Source organism: Pseudomonas sp. PGPR40 (genome assembly GCF_022014505.1).
In the GTDB taxonomy this organism is placed as follows: domain Bacteria; phylum Pseudomonadota; class Gammaproteobacteria; order Pseudomonadales; family Pseudomonadaceae; genus Aquipseudomonas.
This window is the reverse complement of sequence record NZ_JAKLSP010000026.1, coordinates 83287-103758: the sequence shown is the minus strand read 5'-3', so window position 1 is coordinate 103758 and position 20472 is coordinate 83287. Positions and strand designations below refer to the sequence as shown.

Sequence of the window (20472 nt, the reverse complement as noted above, 5' to 3'; positions counted from 1 at the left end):
TGCCTTCGCCGTTAAAGCCGAATTGGAGAAAGGCCGGTTGGCCGAGCAGGCTCTCCAGATCGAAATCGCGGTACTCGCTGACCAGTTCAACCTGGATCGAATACAAGGCGCTGATGGTTTCAGTGCCTGCAAAGGCCAGCACTTTGAAATCGTTGCGAACCGTCGGGAGTTCAAGCGTGAACTGGGCAGCGTTGGCCGGGGCGAACATGCGCTTATCCTTTTGCTTTTTAGTAGCTCGTCCTTAAGCTGAGGAAAACAAATTGCGATGCCCAAGCCAAACCTGGCCCGGACAGGCGTCAATGGCTGAACACGCTAACAAGGCATGAGTGGGATTGATGTAGGAAGGGATCGTGGCGCCCGGTCAGAAACTTCCCAAGTTCAGAATGTTTCGTCAGGGGATGGGGGGTAAGCGCCGAACACTGCATGAGCACGGCGGCCATTGCCTGTGATGCGGAACGGATGAAACAGCCGCCGGTGGGCGAGGCATGGCGGCTGATTCGGGATGTTGGCTGACAGACTGAAAATCAAAAAGATCGCTGCCTTTGGCAGCGCCTACAGGGTAATCCGGTCTGGCTTGGATAATGTGTCGATACCCATACTTTCCTGCAGACGTCATCCAGCCCGGCTTTGCAGCCAGGCCACTCTGAACGACGCCAGAGACTGATCACCCACTGATGTGTCTCAGTTGCTGCTGGTGATCTCACCCGCCGTATCCTGGTCAAAAAACTCCGGAATCGGGTAGAGGAAGCTGTTCAGCCAACGCTGCATGGCCAGGTCACGCTCAGTGGCCGAAGCGGTTTGCAGTTTGGGCGAAGCAACTACGCCGCGACTCTGTAACACCAACCACTGTTCAGTGCCTTTTTGCTCCTTCGAAGAGGGGCCCGGCTCAATAGCCCAGGCACTGGTGGACAGGCAAGCCATGCACACGATCAACAGCCTCTTGGTATTCATCTCGACTCCTCGTACGTTTTACTTGGTCGCACTGGATGAGGCAGCGGCTACCTCAGTTCTGCGATTCCCCTCGGAAGCCACCGCTTTTTTGGCAGAAGCCTTGAGTTTTTCTGCACGGCTTTGAGCTTCTGCGACTTGCTGAGGACTCAAGCTGGCGCGGGTCACGAGTTCGGCAGCCGCCTTCCAGTTATCCTGATAGATCAGCAGCGTTACCATATTCAGGGCCGCCAGCGAATTTGACTGCTTGAGCTCCATGGCGGTCATGAACTCGAAGCGTGCTTCAGGGATGCGTCGCTGATTGAGATAAACGACCCCCAGGTCATTGCGCATCTTTTCGTCGGTGGGGGCCATCTTCACCGCACGCTCAAGGTGAATGGTCGCGGTGGCGTAATCATTTTTGGCCGCGGCCAATTGGCCCAAGCCATGTTCCCCATCAGCGGCCAGGCAAGTGCCGAGCAGGCTTTGATACAACGGGCCCGCTTCGTTACGCCCCATCAAACGCAGCACCCGAGCCTTGCGCAGGCGAACCTGAACCATGTTGTCGGGCAAACCTTCAAGATTCGCCAGGCTGGCATACAAACGGCCTTCATTGGCCATGTTGTCGGCCAGGCTCAGGGCCAACTCTTTTTCCGAATCGGGCTTGGCACAGATAGCCGGTCGCGAAGACAAACCATTGGTGGCACAACCGGCGAGCATTAATGTCGCCGTTATTGCAATGACTGCTTTCATCGAATGTCCTTTGGCTACAACACGTTGAACGCTTGGCCATTGGCAAGAAAGCTGGCCCGGCAAGCGCTCAAGGTCACCGTTACGAATGAGGGCGAGGCAAGTCTGATTCAGGCTTCGGCTCATTGTGAAAGCCCGGAGCGACTGTCGAAATCGCCATTTTCGAGGAAGAACATGCGATAGAAGTTCGGGTCGTAGTTGCGCAATTGCTCGCCAGGCAAGGATGGAAGTTGTGCATTGGCAGCCAGCGGCTGGACCAGATGTGGGGTGACGATCATCAGCAGTTCGCGCTCTTCACGGTTGACGGTGTTGTCACGGAAGAACGCGCCCAGAATCGGGATATCGCCCAGCCCCGGAAACTTGTTCACCTGGGAACTGTTGCGGGTGCTGATCAGGCCGCTGATGACGAAGCTTTCGCCGTCGGCCAGGGAGATGCTAGTGTCGGTACGGCGGATGGTCAGCGCCGGAACGATGGTGCCGGCGATGCTCACGGCGTTGCTGAAGTCCAGTTCACTGACTTCCGGTGCCACCTTCAGCGCGATCCGGTTTTTGCCGATGATCGTCGGCGTCAGGGTCAGGCGGATACCGAATTCCTTGTATTCGATGGACACGTTATCGCTGCCTGAACTGGGCACCGGAATCGGCACTTCACCACCGGCCAGGAAGCTCGCACTCTGTCCGCTGAGCGCTACCAGGCTTGGTCGTGCCAGGGTGTAGGCGAAACCGCTGCCTTCCAGTGCGTTGATCGACACTAGAGTATCGCTGGACGCAAAAGCGAAGTTGAACATGTCATTGTTCACCGGCACCGACGGCGTGACAATGCCGTCGATGGTGGGAAAGGTTCTCGGCGAGCCGAACAGAAAGTTGCCCTGGCGGCCAAAAATCGAGGCATTGGCTTCCTTGAGTTTGGTCCGGCTGACTTCAACGAAGCGGATGTCGGTTTGCACCTGTATCGGTAACAGCGGGTCTTCGGAAGGCACCGTCGAGACGCTGGTCAGCGCCGACGTGGCCTTGCCCTTGACGAACACCATGCTTTGGCGCGGCGTTTTCGAACAGGCGGTCCAGACCATCAGGCTGGTGGCCCCCGGCGCGAGGCCCGTGAGGATGAAGGCATTGTTGCCGCTGGGTTGCACATCGGCGACCTTCGGGTCGCCGACTGCCAGCTGCGTCACTGGGACGGGAACGCGCAGTTCATTCTGGAGCCCCTGACCGACCTCGAACGTTGTCGGCAAATTGTCCAGTTGCGAACAATTGTCCGGCGCGGCCTGCGCCGCATTCACGCTGAGGCCCGTCCAGAACAGGCCATGAATAATTCGCTTGAAAGCGGGCACGGTACGATAGCTCATTAAGTGCATCCTCGCTGAATAGGCCATCTTTGAGGCTGATTAAGTTGCCTCGGATCACTACAAGGGGCCTTGAGTGGCCCTCTACCCCGCCAGACCCCTGACTAATGGCCCCGGCAATATTCCGTGGTGCTACCTGCAAACAGGTGCAATACGCTGGTCTGACTGAACAGCGAGCGACCTTCGCTAAAACGGTTTTTAGTGATCCAGATACCTGGGCTGTCGACCCGAACGATAGGTTCAGGCTTGAAAGCAACAGCAGCTAAAGACGGCACTGTCCGCCGACCTGACTCCCCGAAAAAGCACCCGGCAATCAAAATACAGAGCCGGAAAACGCTTGCCAGGACCATAGTGAGGTAACTCCTTTTGCCAATCCGCTATCTGATCGCTGAACCTAACGTGGTCATTCCCAACCGTTATGATTTCTTCTTGTTTGAAAGGTAGTTCAACCAAGGCAAAGCGCCACGCTTTGAACAAAAACTTTCCGTTCAAAGCGTGGAGATAGGCAGGTTAAAGGTGATGGAGTGGCACATGAGGCTGTTTGAAGGGGCGACTTCAGCGACTCTCGAGCGAACTTATTCGTTCTGTTGCTTGACCAGCGTGAACCAGACCACACCAATACCCCGGATCGTCGTCGTATTGCGGGCAAATCGGCTCTCGGCATTGCAGCGCACCCCGCGAACGCAGGTTCCCCGGCGTCGTCATCGCCCAAATGCTCAGTCCACGCTGTAGTGGACTGACAGCGTTCCCTTTTTCTGTGAAAGGGCAGTGATCGTGACCGTGCCCAAATCCTTCAGGCTCTGTACATGGGTGCCGCCGCAGCCGTAGGCGGGCAATTCACCGAAGCCGATTTCCCGGGCACCTTCGCGCAACGATGTCAGGCGCGGCAGATCATGGGCGATCCATTGTTCGATGCCGTGCTGAATCGTCTGGGCATCGACCTCCTGCGCACCGTCGCCCGGTTTGAATTGCACACGTCCTTCGTCCGGCCAGTGATGAGCCTTGGTCGGCATCCAGCCCATCGCCTGGACGAAATGACCAATCAGGTGCCCCGCCGAATGCATGCGCGTATTGAACCGGCGGCGTTGCTCGTCGACCCGAATCCGGGTCATGCCGGGGTTTACCGGGTGGTCAACGAAATGGATGATCCGGTCCGGATCCTGGACCACGCGCAGTACCTGGCTTTCGCCGATCCAACCGATATCCCAGGGTTGACCGCCACCTTGGGGATGAAACAGGGTGGAGTGCAGCACCACGGCGAATTCGTTTTCGTGGGGCGTGCAATCCAGGACTTCCACATCGGCCTTGAGGTCATCACTATGGAAAAAGAGGCGGAACGTCATATTTCATGCTCTTGTTAAAGTTTCTGTCTTTATTATATGAACCCTGAAATTGCGTGATAATCCGTTCAATCATCAAAGGACTGTTGCGCTGTGAGCATAAATCTTCCCCTGCCGCTGCTCGGTGAAATGGCAATTTTTGTCAAAGTAGTCGAAACCGGCAGCTTTTCCGAAGCGGCGCGCCAGTCAGGTTCTTCACCCTCGGCGGTGAGTCGCAGCATTTCGCGGCTGGAGAAGGCACTCGCCATGCGGCTGTTGCAACGAACCACACGCAAGCTGCGTCTGAGTGACGGTGGCGAAGAGGTGTTCAAGCGTTGCCAGGAGATGGTCAGCGCCGCGAAGTCGGTGATGGAAATCAGCGGTCAATTTACCGATGAAGCAGAAGGGCTGGTGCGTATCAGCGTGCCCAAGGCCGTCGGGCGATTTGTGATTCATCCGCATATGCCGGAATTTCTGCGGCGTTATCCCAAAGTGAGCGTGGAGTTGTTGCTCGAGGACCGTCAGGTAGATTTGATCGACGACAACGTCGATCTGGCGATCCGTATTACCGATCGCCCGCCCGCGGGACTGGTGGGACGGCAGTTGTTGACCATCGATCATTTGCTCTGTGCAACGCCGCAGTACCTGGCCGAGCACGGCACACCGACTCATCCCCACGATTTGCTCAACCACAGTTGCGTCTATCTGGGCGAAACCCCGAATGATGCGCGCTGGAAATTCAAGAAGGGCACCAAGGCTGTGACTGTCGGTGTGCGTGGACGTTATGCCGCCAATCACACGGGTGTGCGACTAGACGCAGTATTGCAACACATCGGAATCGGCAGCCTGCCGTATTTCACTGCCCGTTATGCGCTGGAACAAGGGCTGATCGTGCAAGTACTGCCGGACTGGACTTTTCTGGCGTCCTACCACGGAGGCGCCTGGCTGCTGCATTCGCCAACCCGCTATCTACCGCCCAAGTTACGGGTGTTTATCGATTATCTGGTGGAATGCCTGGAGAAGGAGCCGACGCTGAGAAGGCCGGGCAAGCCAAAATGCCTGTAGGAGCAGGCTTGCCTGCGAAGGCGGCGGTACAGTCACATTGATGTCGTGAGAGATACCGCTTTCGCGAGCAAGCTCGCTCCTACGGGTTTCGTGGCTTGACTTCGAATCACCACATCACTGCAACGCCACAAAAAAAGGCCCGCATGTTCAACCATGCGGGCCTTTTGCATGACTGATTGGGGATCAGTGCTTGCTGTCCTGGTTCGACATCGCCAGCAGTTGTTTTTCCTGATTCCAGTCGAACGGTTCATCGTTCTGTTCGGCTTCGAAGCGACGTTCTTCAAGGGCTTGGTACAAGTCGATTTCTTCGTCGGACAGGTAGTGCAGGCAGTCGCCGGCGAAGTACCACAGCAGGTCCCGTGGAATCAGGTGGGCGATTTGCGGATAACGGGAAATGACCTGCGTCAGGATGTCCTGGCCCAGGTATTGGCTTTCAATCGGCTCGATCGGCAGTGACGCCAGCAGTTCGTCGAAGCGCTCCAGGAACAAGGCATGGCTTTCTTCGGGAACCTGTTCGGCCTCACCCACGGCGACCAGGATGCTGCGCAGGTGGTCGAGCAAAACGAGATGATCGGCAACGATGTTGGACACGAGATAAGTCCTCAAGAGCAAAACGGGCGCGAGAGTATAAAGCTCTTGCGCCCCTTTTCCCATGATAGAGAGCACATGGTAAAGAGTCCCCTGCAAGATATACGGTCCGCCGGATCAGCGGACCTTGCCTTTGGCCAATACCAGCTCCTTTGGATCAAAATCATCGACATCAATCACCTTGCGTCGCGCCACTTCTGCCTCACGCAAGGTCTGGGCTTCAGCTGGTTGCAAGACGCCAGCCTCCAGGGCTGCATCGATGGCAGTTTCTCCAATAGTGGGTTTGACCTGGCGACTTTTCAGCGCCGTATTGAGTTTTTTCTGTATCGGCTTGGCGGCATTCAGCAAATCGCAAGCGTGCTGCAGGGCGCCGACCGAATCTTCTGGCGATTGCGGGCGATAGCAGCCCCCCAGTAACTCCTCAAGCGTTGGATCGCCCTTTGCGCGGCCGATGACGGCTGCGACTTCGGCCGCCAGTTTGTCCGACGGGCCTCTGTGCCTGCGACCGAACGGGAACACCAACACCCGCAGCAGGCATCCGAGTACCTTGTTCGGGAAGTTTCTCAGCAGTTCGTCCAGCGCACGTTCGGACTGGCCGAGACTCTCTTCCATGGCCCAGGCGAACAGCGGATGCATATGCTCCGGCGAATCGAGATCGTGATAACGCTTGAGTGCACCGGAGGCCAGGTACAGGTAGCTGAGCACATCGCCCAGGCGTGCGGACAGCCGTTCGCGACGTTTCAAATCACCGCCCAGCAGCATCATGCTCAGGTCTGCAAGCAGGGCAAAGGCCGCGGCTTGACGGTTGAGGGCGCGAAGATAGCCTTGGCTGAGCCTGTCCCCAGGCATGTGTTCGAAATGCCCCAGACCAAGATTCAGCACCAGGGTGCTGGCGGCGTTGCTCACGGCAAAACCAATGTGGTCGAGCAGCAGTGCATCGAACTCGATCAGGGCCTGTTGTTTGTCTTCACGGTGGGCGAGGGCCATTTCCTTGAGCACGAATGGATGGCAGCGAATAGCGCCCTGGCCGAAGATCATCAAACTGCGAGTCAGGATATTCGCACCTTCGACCGTGACGGAAATGGGCGCACCTTGCCAGGCACGCGCCAGGTAGTTGTTCGGGCCCATGATGACGGCCCTGCCGCCGTGAACATCCATGGCGTGGCTGATGCACTCGCGGCCGCGCTCGGAGAGGTGGTATTTGATAATGGCCGAAGGTACCGACGGCTTTTCGCCGAGGTCGACCGCGTTGGCGGTGAGCATTCGTGCGCTGTCCATCAGCCAGGTACTGCCGGCGATCCGCGCCAGTGCTTCTTGAATCCCTTCGAAGGCTGACAGCGGTGCGTTGAATTGTTCACGAACCTGGGCGTATTGGCCTGTCACCAGACTGGTGAACTTACCCGCAGCGGTACCGATGGCAGGCAGTGAGATGGAACGCCCGACCGACAGGCAGTTCATCAGCATCATCCAGCCCTCGCCGAGCATCTCCTGACCGCCGATGATGAATTCCAGCGGTACGAACACGTCCTTGCCGGAGTTCGGACCGTTCATGAACGAGGCGCCCAGCGGCAAGTGACGGCGACCGATTTCTACACCGGGGGTCTGAGTTGGAATCAGGGCGAGGCTGATCCCCAGGTCGACTTTGTCGCCCAGCAGATGATCCGGGTCATAAGCCTTGAAAGCCAGGCCGATCAGGGTCGCCACCGGGCCGAGGGTGATGTAGCGTTTTTCCCAGTTCAGGCGCAGGCCGAGGGTTTCCTTGCCTTCCCATTCGCCGTTGCAAATCACCCCGGTGTCGGTCATCCCGCCGACGTTGGAACCTGCCATCGGGCCTGTCAGGGCAAAGCAGGGGATTTCGTCGCCACGGGCCAGCCGTGGCAGGTAATGATTGCGTTGTTCGTCGGTGCCGTAATGCAGAAGCAGTTCCGCCGGGCCGAGGGAATTGGGCACCATGACGGTCGACGCCAGGTCGCCGCTGCGGGTGGCCAGCTTCATCGCTATCTGGGAATGCGCATAAGCCGAGAAGCCTTTGCCACCATATTCCTTGGGAATGATCAGGGCAAAAAAGCCATGCTGTTTGATGTGATCCCAAGCCTTGGGCGGCAGATCCATCAACTGGCCGATCTGCCAATCGCTGACCATGGCGCAGAGCTCTTCAGTCGGGCCATCGATGAACGCTTGTTCCTCTTCGCTCAGTTGCGCTTTTGGATAGGCCAGCAGCTTGTTCCAGTCCGGGCGACCGCTGAACAGCTCGCCGTCCCACCAGACCGTGCCGGCTTCAATGGCTTCACGCTCGGTTTGCGACATTGGCGGCAGGTTTTTTTGAAACCAGCTGAACATCGGCGCCGTGAAGAGTTTTCGGCGCAGATCCGGCAGCAGCAGGAAAGCACCCACGGCCGCGAGCATCACCCAGAAAATCAGCATTAGCCAGACGGGGGCATGGCTGAAGATGCCCATCGCCAGCAGATAGACAGCGATGATGCCCAAGGCGGGCAGAGGCGCAGTGCGGCGATGTGCCAGGTAGGCAATACCGACCACCAGAACCAGTATCCACAACAGCAGCATATTCAATTCTCCGTGAAGCCAAGGGCAAAACCACTTTCAGAGCTTAGACGGCATCCATAAAAATGGGGGGCGGAGCAATCAGTCTGAGCTTGTAGGAAGCTGCGGCTGAAATTCGTCAGTTGTTTCGAGGGCGGACGGTTAAGCGCTTTTGTAGACAGCGCGGCAAACGCTGATATTTGGCCGATACGTCGTTATCTCTGTGCTGAAGGTGTCGCTAGACTCGTGGCTTCCCCCCAGGAGATTGTTGCCATGCACGCATGTCTGAGCCCCGGCCGCTTCATCGACAGTGACCATCCCTCGGTGGTGGAGTTCGCCGAAAAACATCGTGGCGTCGGGCGCGATCCGCTTGAACAGGCAATCAATCTCTATTACGCGGTGCGTGAGGCCGTGCGCTACAACCCTTACACCTTCAGTCGCGATCCAGAGACCTTGCGCGGCAGCTATGCGCTGGCGGCGGGGGAGAGTTATTGCGTGCCCAAAGCCACGCTGCTGGCCGGTGCAGCCCGGCATTGCGGGATCCCGGCGCGTATCGGACTGGCAGATGTGCGCAATCACCTGTCGACGCCGCGTCTACTCGAATTGCTCAAAAGCGATGTGTTCGCCATGCACGGTTACACCGAGTTCTATCTGAACGATCGTTGGGTCAAAGCCACACCGGCCTTTAATCAACAACTCTGCGAACTGTTCAATGTCGCGCCGCTGGAATTCGACGGGATCAACGACAGCGTGTTCCATCCCTTCAACCGTGATGGCGAGCAATTGATGGAGTACCTGATCGATCACGGCCAGTTCAGCGATGTGCCTGAAGCGTTCTTTTTTGAACACCTGGAAAAGTGCTATCCGCATCTGTTCAGTGAGCAATTGCCTGTGTTGCTGGGTGACATGCAGAGCGATTTGAGTCGCGCCTGATCCGGCGTATGCTGCCTGCGCATTCATCCAAGAAGGGGCGGTCATGCTGAAGATCTGGGGTCGGAAAAATTCGTCGAATGTCAGGAAGCCGTTGTGGGCGGCCGAAGAACTGGGCCTGGCCTATGAAGCCATCGACGCCGGCGGCGCCTTTGGCGTGGTCGACACGCCTGAGTACCGCGCGATGAATCCCAATGGCCGAGTGCCGGTGATCGAAGACGACGGTTTTGTGCTGTGGGAATCCAACACCATCGTCCGTTATCTGATGGCCCGTCATGCCAGCGATACGGCCTGGTATCCGCCTGACCTGCAGGCCCGCGCCTCGGCGGAAAAGTGGATGGACTGGACCACCTCAAGTTTTGCCGCCCCATTCCGCACGGTGTTCTGGGGCGTGTTGCGCACTCCGCAAGACCAGCAGGACTGGCCGGCCATCAAGGCTGCGATCAAGGAGTGCGACGATCTGCTGTCGATGGCCGATCAAGCGCTGGCGGCCAAACCGTACCTGTCCGGCGACGAAATCGGCATGGGTGACATTCCCTTGGGCAGTTTCATTTATGCCTGGTTCGAGATGCCGATCGAGCGCGCGCCGCAGCCTCATCTCCAAGCCTGGTATGCGCGATTGAAACAGCGCCCGGCCTATCAGAAGGCGGTTATGACCGCGTTGACTTAATACTCACTATCGACACGCTTGACTGTACTTGTGCGGCAGCGACAAGCACCATTGCGCTCGTGCGCCGCGGTTGCATTGCTCGCCGCCCGCCCTTATTTATTCCTTTCTTCCCTTCTTGGTGCGTAAATCCGATATGAGTTCCGCTCTGTCCATCCGGCAGCTAACCAAAACCTACGGCAACGGTTTCCAGGCCTTGAGTGGTATCGATCTGGACGTCGCCGAAGGTGACTTTTTCGCCTTGCTCGGCCCCAACGGCGCCGGCAAATCCACGACCATCGGCATTCTCTCGACCCTGGTGAACAAGACCAGCGGAACGGTGAATATCTTCGGTCATGACCTGGACAAGGAACCGGCGGCGCTCAAGCGCTGCATTGGCGTGGTGCCCCAGGAATTCAACTTCAACCAGTTCGAAAAGACGTTCGACATTGTCGTGACCCAGGCCGGTTACTACGGCATTCCGCCGAAAGTCGCCAAGGAACGCGCCGAGCAGTACCTGACCCAACTCGGCCTGTGGGACAAGCGCGATGTGCCGTCGCGCTCCTTGTCCGGCGGCATGAAGCGCCGACTGATGATCGCCCGGGCGCTGGTTCACGAACCGCGCCTGTTGATCCTCGACGAACCGACGGCGGGGGTGGACATCGAACTGCGTCGTTCGATGTGGACGTTCCTCACCGAACTGAACCAGAAAGGCATTACCATCATCCTCACCACGCACTATCTGGAAGAGGCTGAGCAGTTGTGCCGCAACATCGGCATCATCGACCACGGCACCATTGTCGAGAACACCAGCATGAAGCAGTTGCTCAGCCAACTGCATGTCGAAACCTTCCTGCTCGATTTGAAGAACACCTTGCAAGTGGCGCCGAAGTTGCTCGGTTACCCGACGAGACTGATCGACAGTCATACCCTGGAAGTCCAGGTCGACAAGGCCATGGGCATTACCGCGCTGTTCACTCAATTGGCGCAGCAGAACATCGAAGTGTTGAGTCTGCGTAACAAAACCAATCGCCTCGAGGAGTTGTTCGTGTCCCTGGTGGAGAAGAATCTGTCGAAGGTGGCGGTATGAGTTCCGAGCTGCAACCCAACCTCGTTGCCCTCAATACCATTGTCTACCGCGAGGTCAAGCGCTTCACTCGGATCTGGCCGCAGACCTTGCTGCCGCCGGCCATCACCATGGTTCTGTACTTCGTTATTTTCGGTAACCTGATCGGCCGGCAGATCGGCGACATGGGTGGCTTCACTTACATGGAGTACATCGTGCCGGGGCTGATCATGATGTCGGTGATCACCAACTCCTACGGCAACGTGGTGTCGAGTTTCTTTGGCAGCAAGTTCCAGCGCTCGATCGAAGAATTGATGGTGTCGCCGGTGTCGCCGCATACGATTCTGGTCGGTTACACCTTGGGCGGCGTGCTGCGCGGGTTGATGGTCGGGATCATCGTGACCCTGCTGTCGCTGTTCTTCACTCAATTGCAGGTGCATCACCTGGGCGTGACCGTTCTGGTGGTGGTGCTGACGGCGACGATCTTTTCGTTGCTGGGTTTCATCAACGCGGTATTTGCGCGCAATTTCGATGACATTTCGATCATTCCCACTTTTGTGCTGACACCGCTGACTTATCTGGGCGGGGTGTTTTACTCGATCAGTTTGCTGCCACCGTTCTGGCAGACTGTGTCGCTGGCCAACCCGGTGCTGCACATGGTCAACGCCTTTCGTTACGGCATTCTCGGTGTGTCGGATATCAGGATCAGTGTGGCGATCACCTTTATGCTGATTGCGACTGTTGTGTTGTATGTCGGCTGTGCGCGGTTGCTGGTGAGTGGGCGTGGGATGCGTACCTGATCAAAGAGCATCACCGTACCTGTAGGAGCGAGCGATGCGGCGATCCGACTTGCCCGCGAAGGCTGGATGTCAGGCGACGTGGTTTTTGATGGTGTACATATCCATTGCTGCGGTAACGGCCACTTAGGGTTCCGCCCTTACGGCGGGTCACTTGGAAAAGCCCCAAGTAACCAAGGGCTCTTGCCCCTTTCGTTCGGTGCCTCGCTCAGGCTCGGCATGCCCTCGCTCCGGTCCTGCTCCGTGGGCCCGCCGCGATCGGCCATCCCTGGCCATGCACGGCTAACCCGGCATCCATGCCGGGTTGCCCACTACGCAGAACCTCCACTCGGCCTCTCGATGGGGCGGTGCATCAAAATCAACAGCTGCAGGCGAGCTAACGCTCGGCCTGTTGAGTGGTGAAAAAGCGAAAGCTGTACACCGATCCCTGTAGGAGCGGGCTTGCCCGCGAAGCTGTTGCCGTTGCCGTTGCCGTTGCTTTGGCTTTGGCTTTTGATCTTGATCTGCTTGCCCCTTTTCCCAGAGGCCGAACGCAGGCGTTGCGTAGGGGGCACCGCGGCAAGGATGCCGCGGTAGCTGCCCCCGGCCATGGATGGCCGATGGCAGCGGGCCCCCGGAGCAATGCCGGAGTGAGGGCATGCCGAGCCTAAGCGAGGCACCGAATGGCGGGGCAAGAGCGCTTTGGTTACTTTCGCGCTTTTCGAAAGTGACTCGCTGTAAAAGCGAAACCGCCAGCGGCCGTTACCGCAGAAACGGATATGTATACAACCAAAAGAGCCGCCATTACCGCAGAAACGGATATGTACACAACCAAAAGAGCCGCCATTACCGCAGAAACGGATATGTACACAACCAAAGAACCGCCGTTACCGCAGTAATGAATATGTCCCCGATTCAACAATCTTTATAAAAAAACGGCCTCCACATTGGAGGCCGTTTTACATTCTCACATTCGACTTTTCTTACGCCGCTTCCACTGCCGACTCACCCACCAGCGCCAATACATCATCACCATGCAATAGGCGAGGGCACCCAGCACCAGTCCCGTTACCACCGAACCGAGCAAGAACGGTTGCCACAGGCTTGAGAGTTCACCGCTGATCCATTCCCAGGTCAGCGCGTTCGGCAAGCGTCTGGCGGGGACGTCCATCAACCAGGCACCCGTCTGATAAGTGCAGAAAAATACCGCCGGCATGGTGATCGGGTTGGTCAGCCAGACCAGGCTGACGGCAATCGGCATGTTGCCGCGCGCGATGATAGCCAGGAACGCCGCCACCAGCATCTGCAATGGAATCGGCAGGAATGCGGCGAACAGACCGACCGCCATGGCCCGCGCGACGGAGTGGCGATTAAGGTGCCAGAGGTTCGGGTCATGCAGCAGGGTGCCGAGAAAGCGTAAGGATTTGTGTTCCCTGATGCTGGTCGGGTCTGGCATGTAACGTTTGAATAAGCGCCGGGGCATAAGGCATCTCGGTCGGTTCAGGCGGCAAGTATGTCTGGATTCTACGAACCGCCCATTCAGACTTTGTGACAATTGATAACGACGTACGTGCGGTACACCGGCTAAGCATAGGAAGGGACTCTCAAGGACGGGCTTATGCGCACAGGGATGATGGCGCTGGCGTTGGGTCTGCTGGCCCTGCGTTTTTTACCGGCATTACCGCCGACAGGGTTGTGGCTGTTGTTACCGGTGGCGGGTTTGATGTTGCTGCCGTTTCGCACCTTTCCCGTGGCATTTTTTCTGTTCGGTTTCAGTTGGGCATGCGCGAATGCACAGTGGGCGCTGAATGATCGTCTGGCGCTGAATCTCGATGGCGAGACTCGCTGGCTCGAAGGTCGTGTGACCGGGTTGCCTCAGCAGGCCGAGGGTGTGGTGCGTTTCGAACTGACGGACAATCAGTCGCGTCGCACCCATCTGCCTCGGCACTTGCGCCTGGCCTGGTATGGCGGGCCTGCGGTCAACAGCGGCGAGCATTGGCGGCTGGCTGTCAAATTGAAGCGTCCTGCCGGATTGCTCAACCCGCATGCGTTCGATTACGACGCCTGGTTGCTGGTCCAACGCATCGGTGCCACCGGGAGCGTCAAGGACGGCCAGTTGATCAGGGAAGCGCAGTGGGCCTGGCGTGACGGCATCCGTCAGCGTTTGCAGGCCGTGGATGCCCAGGGGCGAACGGGGGCGCTGGCGGCGTTGGTCCTGGGGGATGGCGCCGGGCTTAGTCGTGAGGACTGGCAGGTGCTGCAAGACACCGGCACCGTGCATCTATTGGTGATTTCCGGACAGCACATCGGTTTGCTGGCAGGAGTGGTGTATCTGCTGATTGCCGGATTGGCGCGTTATGGTTTGTGGCCCAAGCGCTTGCCGTGGCTGCCATGGGCATGCGGACTGGCGTTCGCGGCGGCGCTCGGTTATGGGCTGTTGGCCGGCTTCGAAGTGCCGGTGCGGCGGGCCTGCCTGATGATCGGTCTGGTGCTGTTGTGGCGACTACGGTTTCGTCACCTGGGCGCATGGTGGCCGCTGTTGTTGGCGCTTGATGGTGTTCTGCTGCTGGACCCGCTGGCGAGCCTGCAACCGGGTTTCTGGTTGTCCTTTGCCGCAGTCGCGGTGCTGATTTTCACTTTTGGCGGGCGATTGGGGCCGTGGCGCTGGTGGCAAACCTGGACCCGTACCCAATGGCTGATCGCGATCGGTCTGTGCCCGCTGCTGTTGGTTCTGGGGTTGCCGATCAGTCTCAGCGGCCCGCTGGCCAATTTGCTCGCGGTGCCCTGGATCAGTCTGGTGGTCCTGCCGCCGGCCTTGCTCGGGACACTGTTGTTGCCCGTTCCTTATGTGGGCGAAGGGTTGCTGTGGTTGGCCGGCGGTCTGATCGACCTTCTGTTCAACGGGTTGGCGTTGATAGCCGGGCAATTGCCCGCGTGGGTACCGTTGGCGGTCCCGTTGTGGGTATGGGCAATCGGTACGCTGGGGGCCTTTGTGCTGCTACTGCCGCGAGGCGTGCCATTACAACCGTTGGGCTGGCCGATGTTGCTGTTGCTGGTTTTTGCGCCCCGGCACACGTTGCCTGAAGGCATGGCCGAGGTCTGGCAGCTGGATGTCGGGCAAGGGTTGGCAATCCTGGTGCGCACCCGCCATCACACTTTGCTGTATGACGCCGGCCCACGGTTCGGCGACATCGACCTGGGGGAGCGGGTGGTGCTGCCAACCTTGCGCAAACTGGGCGTGAACGGACTCGATCTGATGCTGATCAGCCATGCCGATGCCGATCATGCCGGCGGTGCGCGAGCCATTGCCAGCGCAATACCGGTGAAGCAAGTACTGAGTGGCGATCACCTGGCCCTGCCAGACGAATTGCACGCCGAGGATTGCGAGAGCGGTCAGCAATGGACCTGGGACGGCGTGAAGTTTCAACTCTGGCAGTGGTCATCGGCCAGCGACAGCAATCAGAAATCCTGCGTGTTGCAGATTGAAGCCAATGACGAGCGGTTGCTGCTGACCGGCGACATCGATGCCGCAGCCGAACGGGCGTTGCTCGACAGTCCATTGGCGGTGCCGACGGATTGGTTGCAGGCCCCGCACCATGGCAGTCGCAGTTCGTCTTCAATGGCGTTGCTCAGCACCTTGCAGCCCAAAGCGGTGCTGATCTCCCGTGGTAACGGCAATTCTTTCGGCCATCCCCATCCCACGGTCGTGGCGAGGTATCAAAAGCGCGGTGTGGCGATTTACGACAGCGCCGAGCAAGGTGCCATTCGTCTGCAACTGGGACGCTTCGAGCCGCCGTGGACGATGCTTCAAGAACGGCGCTTCTGGCGCGATCCGCCACCATCCAGCCAGTAACCCGAACTGTCGAAGCCCGACCGGATGCGACATCGCGGTCTTCGGTGCGTCCACCCCCTATGTTAGAGTGGCGCACTTTTTCGAGGGGACTGTCACTGTGTGGGAATTGGTCAAATCCGGCGGCTGGATGATGCTGCCGATCATCCTGAGCTCCATCGCGGCCATGGCGATCGTCGCCGAGCGTCTGTGGACCCTGCGTGCCAGCCGCGTGACCCCGGAGCACTTGCTCGGGCAGGTCTGGGTCTGGATCAAGGACAAACAACTCAATAAAGAAAAACTCAAGGAACTGCGCGCCAACTCTCCGTTGGGCGAGATCCTGGCCGCCGGTCTGGCGAACTCCAGGCATGGTCGCGAGATCATGAAAGAGTGCATCGAAGAGGCCGCGGCGCGGGTGATTCACGAGCTCGAACGCTACATCAATGCCCTTGGCACCATTGCCGCCATGGCCCCATTGCTGGGGTTGCTGGGTACGGTGCTGGGCATGATCGATATTTTCAGTGCGTTCATGGGCACGGGCATGGGCACCAACGCCTCCGTGCTGGCCGGGGGTATTTCCAAGGCGCTGATCACCACCGCCGCAGGTCTGATGGTCGGCATTCCGGCCGTGTTCTTCCACCGCTTCCTGCAACGCCGCATCGATGAGCTGGTGGTGGGCATGGAGCAGGAAGCGATCAAATTGGTCGAAGTGGTGCAGGGCGACCGCGACGTGGATCTGGCTGAGGGTAAAGCGTGAAATTCCGTCGTAAACCACGGGAAACGATAGACATCAACCTCGCGTCGTTGATCGACGTGGTGTTTATCCTGCTGCTGTTTTTCGTTGTGACCACCACCTTCACCCGTGAAACCCAGTTGCGCGTCGATTTGCCGGAAGCAGTCAGCGGTTCCCCGGCCGAAGACCAGCAGGCCAAGCAACTGGACATCGCCATCAGCGCTGAGGGGGTATTTTCGGTCAACAACCATTTATTGCCGAAGAATGACCTGACCAGCCTGATGGAAGCGCTACAGAAAGAATCCAACGGCGACACCAACCTGCCGCTGTCCATCAGCGCCGATGGCAAGACCCCTCATCAGTCCGTCATCACTGCGATGGACGCTGCCGGCAAGCTCGGTTTCAGTCATTTGCGTATGACCACTGTCGAGGCGGCGCCGGCATCCTGATGGCCATGTCCGATCGATTGCTCGCTGCATGGTACGAAGGCCATCCGGCATTGAAGCTGTTGCAGCCGCTGGAATGGCTGTATCGGCGTGTGGTCACCGGCAAGCGCAAGCGCTTTTTGGCGGGCGAGGGCGAGATCTACCAACCGCCGGTGCCGCTGATCGTGGTCGGTAACATCACGGTGGGCGGCACCGGCAAGACGCCGTTGATCCTGTGGATGATCCAGCATTGTCAGCGCAGAGGTCTGCGGGTCGGCGTGGTCAGCCGTGGTTATGGCGCCAAACCTTCGCAACTGCCGTGGCGAGTCGAGGCGGATCAAAGCGCGGACGTGGCGGGCGATGAACCGTTGTTGATCGTTCAGCGCACAGGCGTGCCGCTGATGATCGACCCGGACCGCAGCCGCGCGGTCAAAGCCTTGCTGGCGAGTGAGCCGCTGGACCTGATCCTCTCCGACGACGGCATGCAGCATTACCGGCTGGCCCGGGACCTGGAACTGGTGCTGATCGATGCCGCCCGAGGGCTGGGCAACCAGCGTTGCCTGCCGGCCGGGCCGTTGCGCGAACCGATCGAGCGTCTGCAAAGCGTCGATGCGGTGCTTTACAACGGCGCCACGGCCGATCGCATTGACGGTTTTGCCTTCCAGCTGCAACCCACGGCGCTGGTCAATCTGCACAGCGGTGAACGCCGGTCTCTCGAGCACTTTCCCGCAGGTCAGGCGCTGCATGCCGTGGCGGGGATCGGCAATCCCCAGCGTTTCTTCACGACCCTCGAAACGCTACACTGGCGGCCAGTGCCCCATGCGTTTGCCGACCACGCCGAGTACAGCGTGCAGGCGTTGAATTTCACCCCGTCATTGCCAGTGGTGATGACGGAAAAGGACGCGGTGAAGTGCCGTGCCTTCGCCGCCGCCGATTGGTGGTACCTGGCGGTCGATGCTGCGCCATCACCGGCCTTCGTGGCCTGGTTCGATACGCAGTTGATGCGCCTGGTGCCGGCTCGTCTTTTGCCTTAACTCCGTTTCTATCCAGGGAATGTACATGGACACCAAATTGCTCGACATCCTCGCTTGCCCGGTCTGCAAAGGCCCGCTCAAGCTCAGCGCCGACAAAACCGAGCTGATCAGCAAGGGCGCCGGCCTCGCGTATCCGATTCGCGACGGCATCCCGGTGATGCTCGAAAGCGAAGCGCGCACCCTGACCACCGACGAGCGTCTGGACAAATGACTACACCTTTTACCGTTGTCATTCCCTCGCGTTTTGCCTCCACCCGTCTGCCGGGCAAACCCCTGCTGCTGATCGCCGGCAAGCCGATGATTCAGCATGTCTGGGAACAGGCGAGCAAAAGCAGCGCCCAACGAATCGTTGTGGCCACTGACGATGCGCGCATCATCGAGGCCTGCAAAGGCTTTGGTGCCGAAGTGGTGCTGACTCGCGAAGATCATAATTCCGGCACAGATCGTCTGGCCGAAGTCGCCGCGAAACTGGGCCTGGCCCCGGACGCCATCGTGGTCAACGTTCAGGGCGACGAGCCGTTGATCCCGCCGAGCGTGATCGATCAGGTTGCCGCCAACCTGGCGGTCCATACCGAGGCGCGCATGGCCACCCTGGCCGAGCCGATCGAAGACCTGGAAACCCTATTCAATCCCAACGTGGTCAAAGTGGTCAGCGACCTCAATGGCCTGGCGCTGACGTTCAGTCGTGCCACCTTGCCGTGGGCTCGCGACGCTTTCGCCAAAAGCCGCGAGCAATTGCCGGAAGGCGTGCCGTATCGCCGTCACATTGGCATTTATGCTTATCGCGCCGGTTTCCTGCAGGACTTCGTTTCCTGGGGCCCATGCTGGCTGGAGAACACCGAGTCTCTGGAACAACTGCGGGCGCTCTGGCATGGCGTGCGAATCCATGTCGCTGATGCATTGATCGCGCCGCCCACCGGCGTCGATACCCTTGAAGACCTCGAGCGCGTTCGTCGCTTGCTGGAGGCCTGATGCGGGTTCTGTTCGTCTGCCTGGGCAATATCTGCCGTTCCCCCACGGCCGAAGGCGTGTTGCGGCACAAACTGCGTGAGGCAGGGTTGGCCGATCAAGTCGAGGTGGCTTCCGCCGGCACTGGTGACTGGCACGTCGGCAAGGCCCCGGACAAGCGCAGTCAGGCCGCGGCCAAGTTGCGCGGTTATGACCTGTCCGCCCAGCGCGCGCAGCAAGTCAGCCGTGCCGATTTCGCCACTTACGACCTGATTCTGGCGATGGACAACAGCAACCTGCGCCACCTCAAGGCCCTGCAACCGGCCAAGAGCAAGGCCGAGCTGGACTTGTTCCTGCGTCGCTACCAGTCGCAAATCGATGAAGTACCGGATCCTTATCACGACAGTGACCAGGGGTTCGAAACGGTACTGGACCTGATCGAGCATGCCAGCGATTTGCTGGTGATCGAATTGAAGGGCCGGTTATGAGTTTGCAGGTGCAATCCGAGGTTTCACTCAAGCCGTTCAACAGCTTTGGCGTGGACGTTCAGGCCCGGCTGTTTGCCGAAGCCCATAGCGATACCGATGTGCATGAAGCCCTGGCCTATGGGGTGGAACATGATGTTCCCGTGCTGGTGATTGGTGGCGGCAGCAATTTGCTGCTGACCGCTGATGTCCAGGCGCTGGTACTGCGCATGGCCACACGCGGGATTCGTGTACTGAGCGATGACGGCAACCAGGTGGTGATCGAAGCCGAGGCGGGCGAGCCGTGGCATCCGTTTGTGCAACACACGCTGGCGCAAGGATTGTCGGGGCTGGAAAACCTCAGCCTGATTCCCGGCACCGTGGGCGCGGCACCGATGCAGAACATCGGCGCTTACGGCGTCGAGATCAAAGACGTTTTTGCCGGCCTGACGGCGCTCGATCGCCAGACCGGCGAGTTGCGGTACTTCACGCTGGCCGAGTGCAACTTCGCCTACCGCGACAGCCTGTTCAAACAGGAGCCGGGGCGTTGGTTGATCCTGCGGGTGCGTTTTACCCTCAATCGCACCGCGCACCTGCACCTGGAATACGGCCCGGTTCGCCAGCGCCTGACGTCGCTAGGTATCGATCACCCGACGCCAACCGATGTCAGTCAGGCCATTTGCAGCATTCGCAACGAAAAACTCCCCGACCCGGCGGTGCTCGGCAATGCCGGCAGCTTCTTCAAGAATCCGTTGGTACCCGCCGCACTCGTGGCGCAACTCAAGGATGAATACCCGGAGCTGGTGGCGTATGCGCAACCCGATGGGCAAATGAAACTGGCGGCGGGCTGGCTGATTGAACGGGCCGGCTGGAAGGGCTTTCGCGACGGTGATGCCGGTGTGCACAAATTACAGGCACTGGTGCTGGTCAACTATGGCACCGCAACGGGCCTGCAATTGCTGAACCTGGCGCAGCGTATTCAGAAAGACATTTCAGAGCGTTTCCATGTCGACCTGGAAATGGAGCCCAATCGGTATTGAGGCTACGCTTTCACGGCTGATTTCAAAGCCCTGCACATCTTCAGGTGT

General features: G+C 58.9%; 20 protein-coding genes and 1 pseudogene. 13 read left to right on the top strand and 8 right to left on the bottom strand.

Annotated elements, in window-relative coordinates; all coding sequences use genetic code 11:
* The 5 genes and pseudogenes from MEB48_RS21670 to MEB48_RS21650 form a co-directional block, all read right to left on the bottom strand.
* Positions 1-208 (bottom strand): annotated as a pseudogene (locus MEB48_RS21670) (type VI secretion system tip protein VgrG); the annotation flags it as partial.
* 473 nt (positions 209-681) lie between these two features.
* Positions 682-951, bottom strand: coding sequence for a DUF3613 domain-containing protein (locus MEB48_RS21665; RefSeq protein WP_237885945.1), 270 nt, complete (start codon positions 949-951; stop codon positions 682-684).
* Between the two features lie 18 nt (positions 952-969).
* Positions 970-1680 (bottom strand): hypothetical protein, encoded by a 711-nt coding sequence (locus tag MEB48_RS21660; protein ID WP_237885944.1) that lies wholly within the window; start codon positions 1678-1680, stop codon positions 970-972.
* Positions 1681-1799: 119 nt separating this feature from the next.
* Positions 1800-3023 (bottom strand): type II and III secretion system protein family protein, encoded by a 1224-nt coding sequence (locus MEB48_RS21655; RefSeq protein WP_237885943.1) that lies wholly within the window; start codon positions 3021-3023, stop codon positions 1800-1802.
* 713 nt (positions 3024-3736) lie between these two features.
* Positions 3737-4363 (bottom strand): alanyl-tRNA editing protein, encoded by a 627-nt coding sequence (locus tag MEB48_RS21650; RefSeq protein WP_237885942.1) that lies wholly within the window; start codon positions 4361-4363, stop codon positions 3737-3739.
* 90 nt (positions 4364-4453) lie between these two features.
* Between MEB48_RS21650 and MEB48_RS21645 the strand changes: the two genes are divergently transcribed.
* Complete coding sequence (locus MEB48_RS21645; RefSeq protein ID WP_237885941.1) at positions 4454-5404, top strand: LysR family transcriptional regulator; 951 nt, start codon at positions 4454-4456, stop codon at positions 5402-5404.
* 183 nt (positions 5405-5587) lie between these two features.
* Here the strand turns inward: MEB48_RS21645 and MEB48_RS21640 are convergent, their stop codons facing one another.
* Both MEB48_RS21640 and MEB48_RS21635 read right to left on the bottom strand, forming a co-directional pair.
* Positions 5588-5995 carry a PA2817 family protein gene (locus tag MEB48_RS21640; RefSeq protein ID WP_095054245.1) on the bottom strand — a complete coding sequence of 136 codons (408 nt, stop codon included), beginning with the start codon at positions 5993-5995 and terminating at the stop codon, positions 5588-5590.
* A 114-nt stretch (positions 5996-6109) separates the two neighbouring features.
* Positions 6110-8557 (bottom strand): acyl-CoA dehydrogenase, encoded by a 2448-nt coding sequence (locus MEB48_RS21635; RefSeq protein ID WP_237885940.1) that lies wholly within the window; start codon positions 8555-8557, stop codon positions 6110-6112.
* 249 nt (positions 8558-8806) lie between these two features.
* Between MEB48_RS21635 and MEB48_RS21630 the strand changes: the two genes are divergently transcribed.
* The 4 genes from MEB48_RS21630 (at position 8807) to MEB48_RS21615 (ending at position 11975) form a co-directional block, all read left to right on the top strand.
* Positions 8807-9466, top strand: coding sequence for a transglutaminase-like domain-containing protein (locus MEB48_RS21630; protein WP_237885939.1), 660 nt, complete (start codon positions 8807-8809; stop codon positions 9464-9466).
* A 43-nt stretch (positions 9467-9509) separates the two neighbouring features.
* The gene (locus MEB48_RS21625) at positions 9510-10133 is read left to right on the top strand and encodes a glutathione S-transferase family protein (RefSeq protein ID WP_237885938.1); all 624 of its coding nucleotides are present in this window, start codon (positions 9510-9512) and stop codon (positions 10131-10133) included.
* Between the two features lie 133 nt (positions 10134-10266).
* Positions 10267-11199, top strand: a complete 933-nt coding sequence (locus MEB48_RS21620) for an ABC transporter ATP-binding protein (protein ID WP_237885937.1) — start codon at positions 10267-10269, stop codon at positions 11197-11199.
* Positions 11196-11975 carry an ABC transporter permease gene (locus MEB48_RS21615; protein WP_237885936.1) on the top strand — a complete coding sequence of 260 codons (780 nt, stop codon included), beginning with the start codon at positions 11196-11198 and terminating at the stop codon, positions 11973-11975. The genes MEB48_RS21620 and MEB48_RS21615 overlap by 4 nt, the downstream gene beginning before the upstream one ends.
* Before the next feature lie 943 nt (positions 11976-12918).
* Here the strand turns inward: MEB48_RS21615 and MEB48_RS21610 are convergent.
* A complete protein-coding gene (locus MEB48_RS21610) occupies positions 12919-13434 on the bottom strand; it encodes a DUF2062 domain-containing protein (protein ID WP_237885935.1) in 516 nt (171 codons plus the stop codon).
* Positions 13435-13569: 135 nt separating this feature from the next.
* Here MEB48_RS21610 and MEB48_RS21605 point away from each other — a divergent pair, with 135 nt between their 5' ends.
* The 8 genes from MEB48_RS21605 (at position 13570) to murB (ending at position 20424) form a co-directional block, all read left to right on the top strand.
* Positions 13570-15804, top strand: a complete 2235-nt coding sequence (locus MEB48_RS21605; protein ID WP_237885934.1) for a DNA internalization-related competence protein ComEC/Rec2 — start codon at positions 13570-13572, stop codon at positions 15802-15804.
* A 97-nt stretch (positions 15805-15901) separates the two neighbouring features.
* Positions 15902-16537, top strand: coding sequence for a MotA/TolQ/ExbB proton channel family protein (locus tag MEB48_RS21600; protein WP_008067747.1), 636 nt, complete (start codon positions 15902-15904; stop codon positions 16535-16537).
* Positions 16534-16962, top strand: a complete 429-nt coding sequence (locus tag MEB48_RS21595; RefSeq protein WP_052964865.1) for an ExbD/TolR family protein — start codon at positions 16534-16536, stop codon at positions 16960-16962. The genes MEB48_RS21600 and MEB48_RS21595 overlap by 4 nt, the downstream gene beginning before the upstream one ends.
* Entirely contained in the window at positions 16962-17972 is a 1011-nt protein-coding gene (gene lpxK, locus MEB48_RS21590; protein WP_237885933.1) for a tetraacyldisaccharide 4'-kinase, read from the top strand. The genes MEB48_RS21595 and lpxK overlap by 1 nt, the downstream gene beginning before the upstream one ends.
* 25 nt (positions 17973-17997) lie before the next feature.
* Positions 17998-18183 carry a Trm112 family protein gene (locus MEB48_RS21585; RefSeq protein WP_003179363.1) on the top strand — a complete coding sequence of 62 codons (186 nt, stop codon included), beginning with the start codon at positions 17998-18000 and terminating at the stop codon, positions 18181-18183.
* Positions 18180-18944 (top strand): 3-deoxy-manno-octulosonate cytidylyltransferase, encoded by a 765-nt coding sequence (gene kdsB, locus MEB48_RS21580; protein WP_237885932.1) that lies wholly within the window; start codon positions 18180-18182, stop codon positions 18942-18944. The genes MEB48_RS21585 and kdsB overlap by 4 nt, the downstream gene beginning before the upstream one ends.
* Positions 18944-19408 carry a low molecular weight protein-tyrosine-phosphatase gene (locus MEB48_RS21575; RefSeq protein ID WP_237885931.1) on the top strand — a complete coding sequence of 155 codons (465 nt, stop codon included), beginning with the start codon at positions 18944-18946 and terminating at the stop codon, positions 19406-19408. The genes kdsB and MEB48_RS21575 overlap by 1 nt, the downstream gene beginning before the upstream one ends.
* Positions 19405-20424 carry a UDP-N-acetylmuramate dehydrogenase gene (gene murB / locus MEB48_RS21570; protein ID WP_237885930.1) on the top strand — a complete coding sequence of 340 codons (1020 nt, stop codon included), beginning with the start codon at positions 19405-19407 and terminating at the stop codon, positions 20422-20424. Before MEB48_RS21575 ends, murB begins: the two co-directional genes overlap by 4 nt.
* Positions 20425-20472: the final 48 nt, after the last annotated feature.

Bases quoted from the DNA above. Each gene is read 5' to 3' on its own strand.
- murB (WP_237885930.1), top strand. From the start codon at position 19,405: ATGAGTTTGCAGGTGCAATCCGAGGTTTCACTCAAGCCGTTCAACAGC.
- MEB48_RS21655 (WP_237885943.1), bottom strand. From the start codon at position 3,023: ATGAGCTATCGTACCGTGCCCGCTTTCAAGCGAATTATTCATGGCCTG.
- lpxK (WP_237885933.1), top strand. From the start codon at position 16,962: ATGGCCATGTCCGATCGATTGCTCGCTGCATGGTACGAAGGCCATCCG.
- MEB48_RS21610 (WP_237885935.1), bottom strand. From the start codon at position 13,434: ATGCCCCGGCGCTTATTCAAACGTTACATGCCAGACCCGACCAGCATC.
- MEB48_RS21605 (WP_237885934.1), top strand. From the start codon at position 13,570: ATGCGCACAGGGATGATGGCGCTGGCGTTGGGTCTGCTGGCCCTGCGT.
- MEB48_RS21620 (WP_237885937.1), top strand. From the start codon at position 10,267: ATGAGTTCCGCTCTGTCCATCCGGCAGCTAACCAAAACCTACGGCAAC.
- kdsB (WP_237885932.1), top strand. From the start codon at position 18,180: ATGACTACACCTTTTACCGTTGTCATTCCCTCGCGTTTTGCCTCCACC.
- MEB48_RS21630 (WP_237885939.1), top strand. From the start codon at position 8,807: ATGCACGCATGTCTGAGCCCCGGCCGCTTCATCGACAGTGACCATCCC.
- MEB48_RS21650 (WP_237885942.1), bottom strand. From the start codon at position 4,363: ATGACGTTCCGCCTCTTTTTCCATAGTGATGACCTCAAGGCCGATGTG.
- MEB48_RS21660 (WP_237885944.1), bottom strand. From the start codon at position 1,680: ATGAAAGCAGTCATTGCAATAACGGCGACATTAATGCTCGCCGGTTGT.
- MEB48_RS21635 (WP_237885940.1), bottom strand. From the start codon at position 8,557: ATGCTGCTGTTGTGGATACTGGTTCTGGTGGTCGGTATTGCCTACCTG.
- MEB48_RS21625 (WP_237885938.1), top strand. From the start codon at position 9,510: ATGCTGAAGATCTGGGGTCGGAAAAATTCGTCGAATGTCAGGAAGCCG.
- MEB48_RS21665 (WP_237885945.1), bottom strand. From the start codon at position 951: ATGAATACCAAGAGGCTGTTGATCGTGTGCATGGCTTGCCTGTCCACC.
- MEB48_RS21615 (WP_237885936.1), top strand. From the start codon at position 11,196: ATGAGTTCCGAGCTGCAACCCAACCTCGTTGCCCTCAATACCATTGTC.
- MEB48_RS21585 (WP_003179363.1), top strand. From the start codon at position 17,998: ATGGACACCAAATTGCTCGACATCCTCGCTTGCCCGGTCTGCAAAGGC.
- MEB48_RS21575 (WP_237885931.1), top strand. From the start codon at position 18,944: ATGCGGGTTCTGTTCGTCTGCCTGGGCAATATCTGCCGTTCCCCCACG.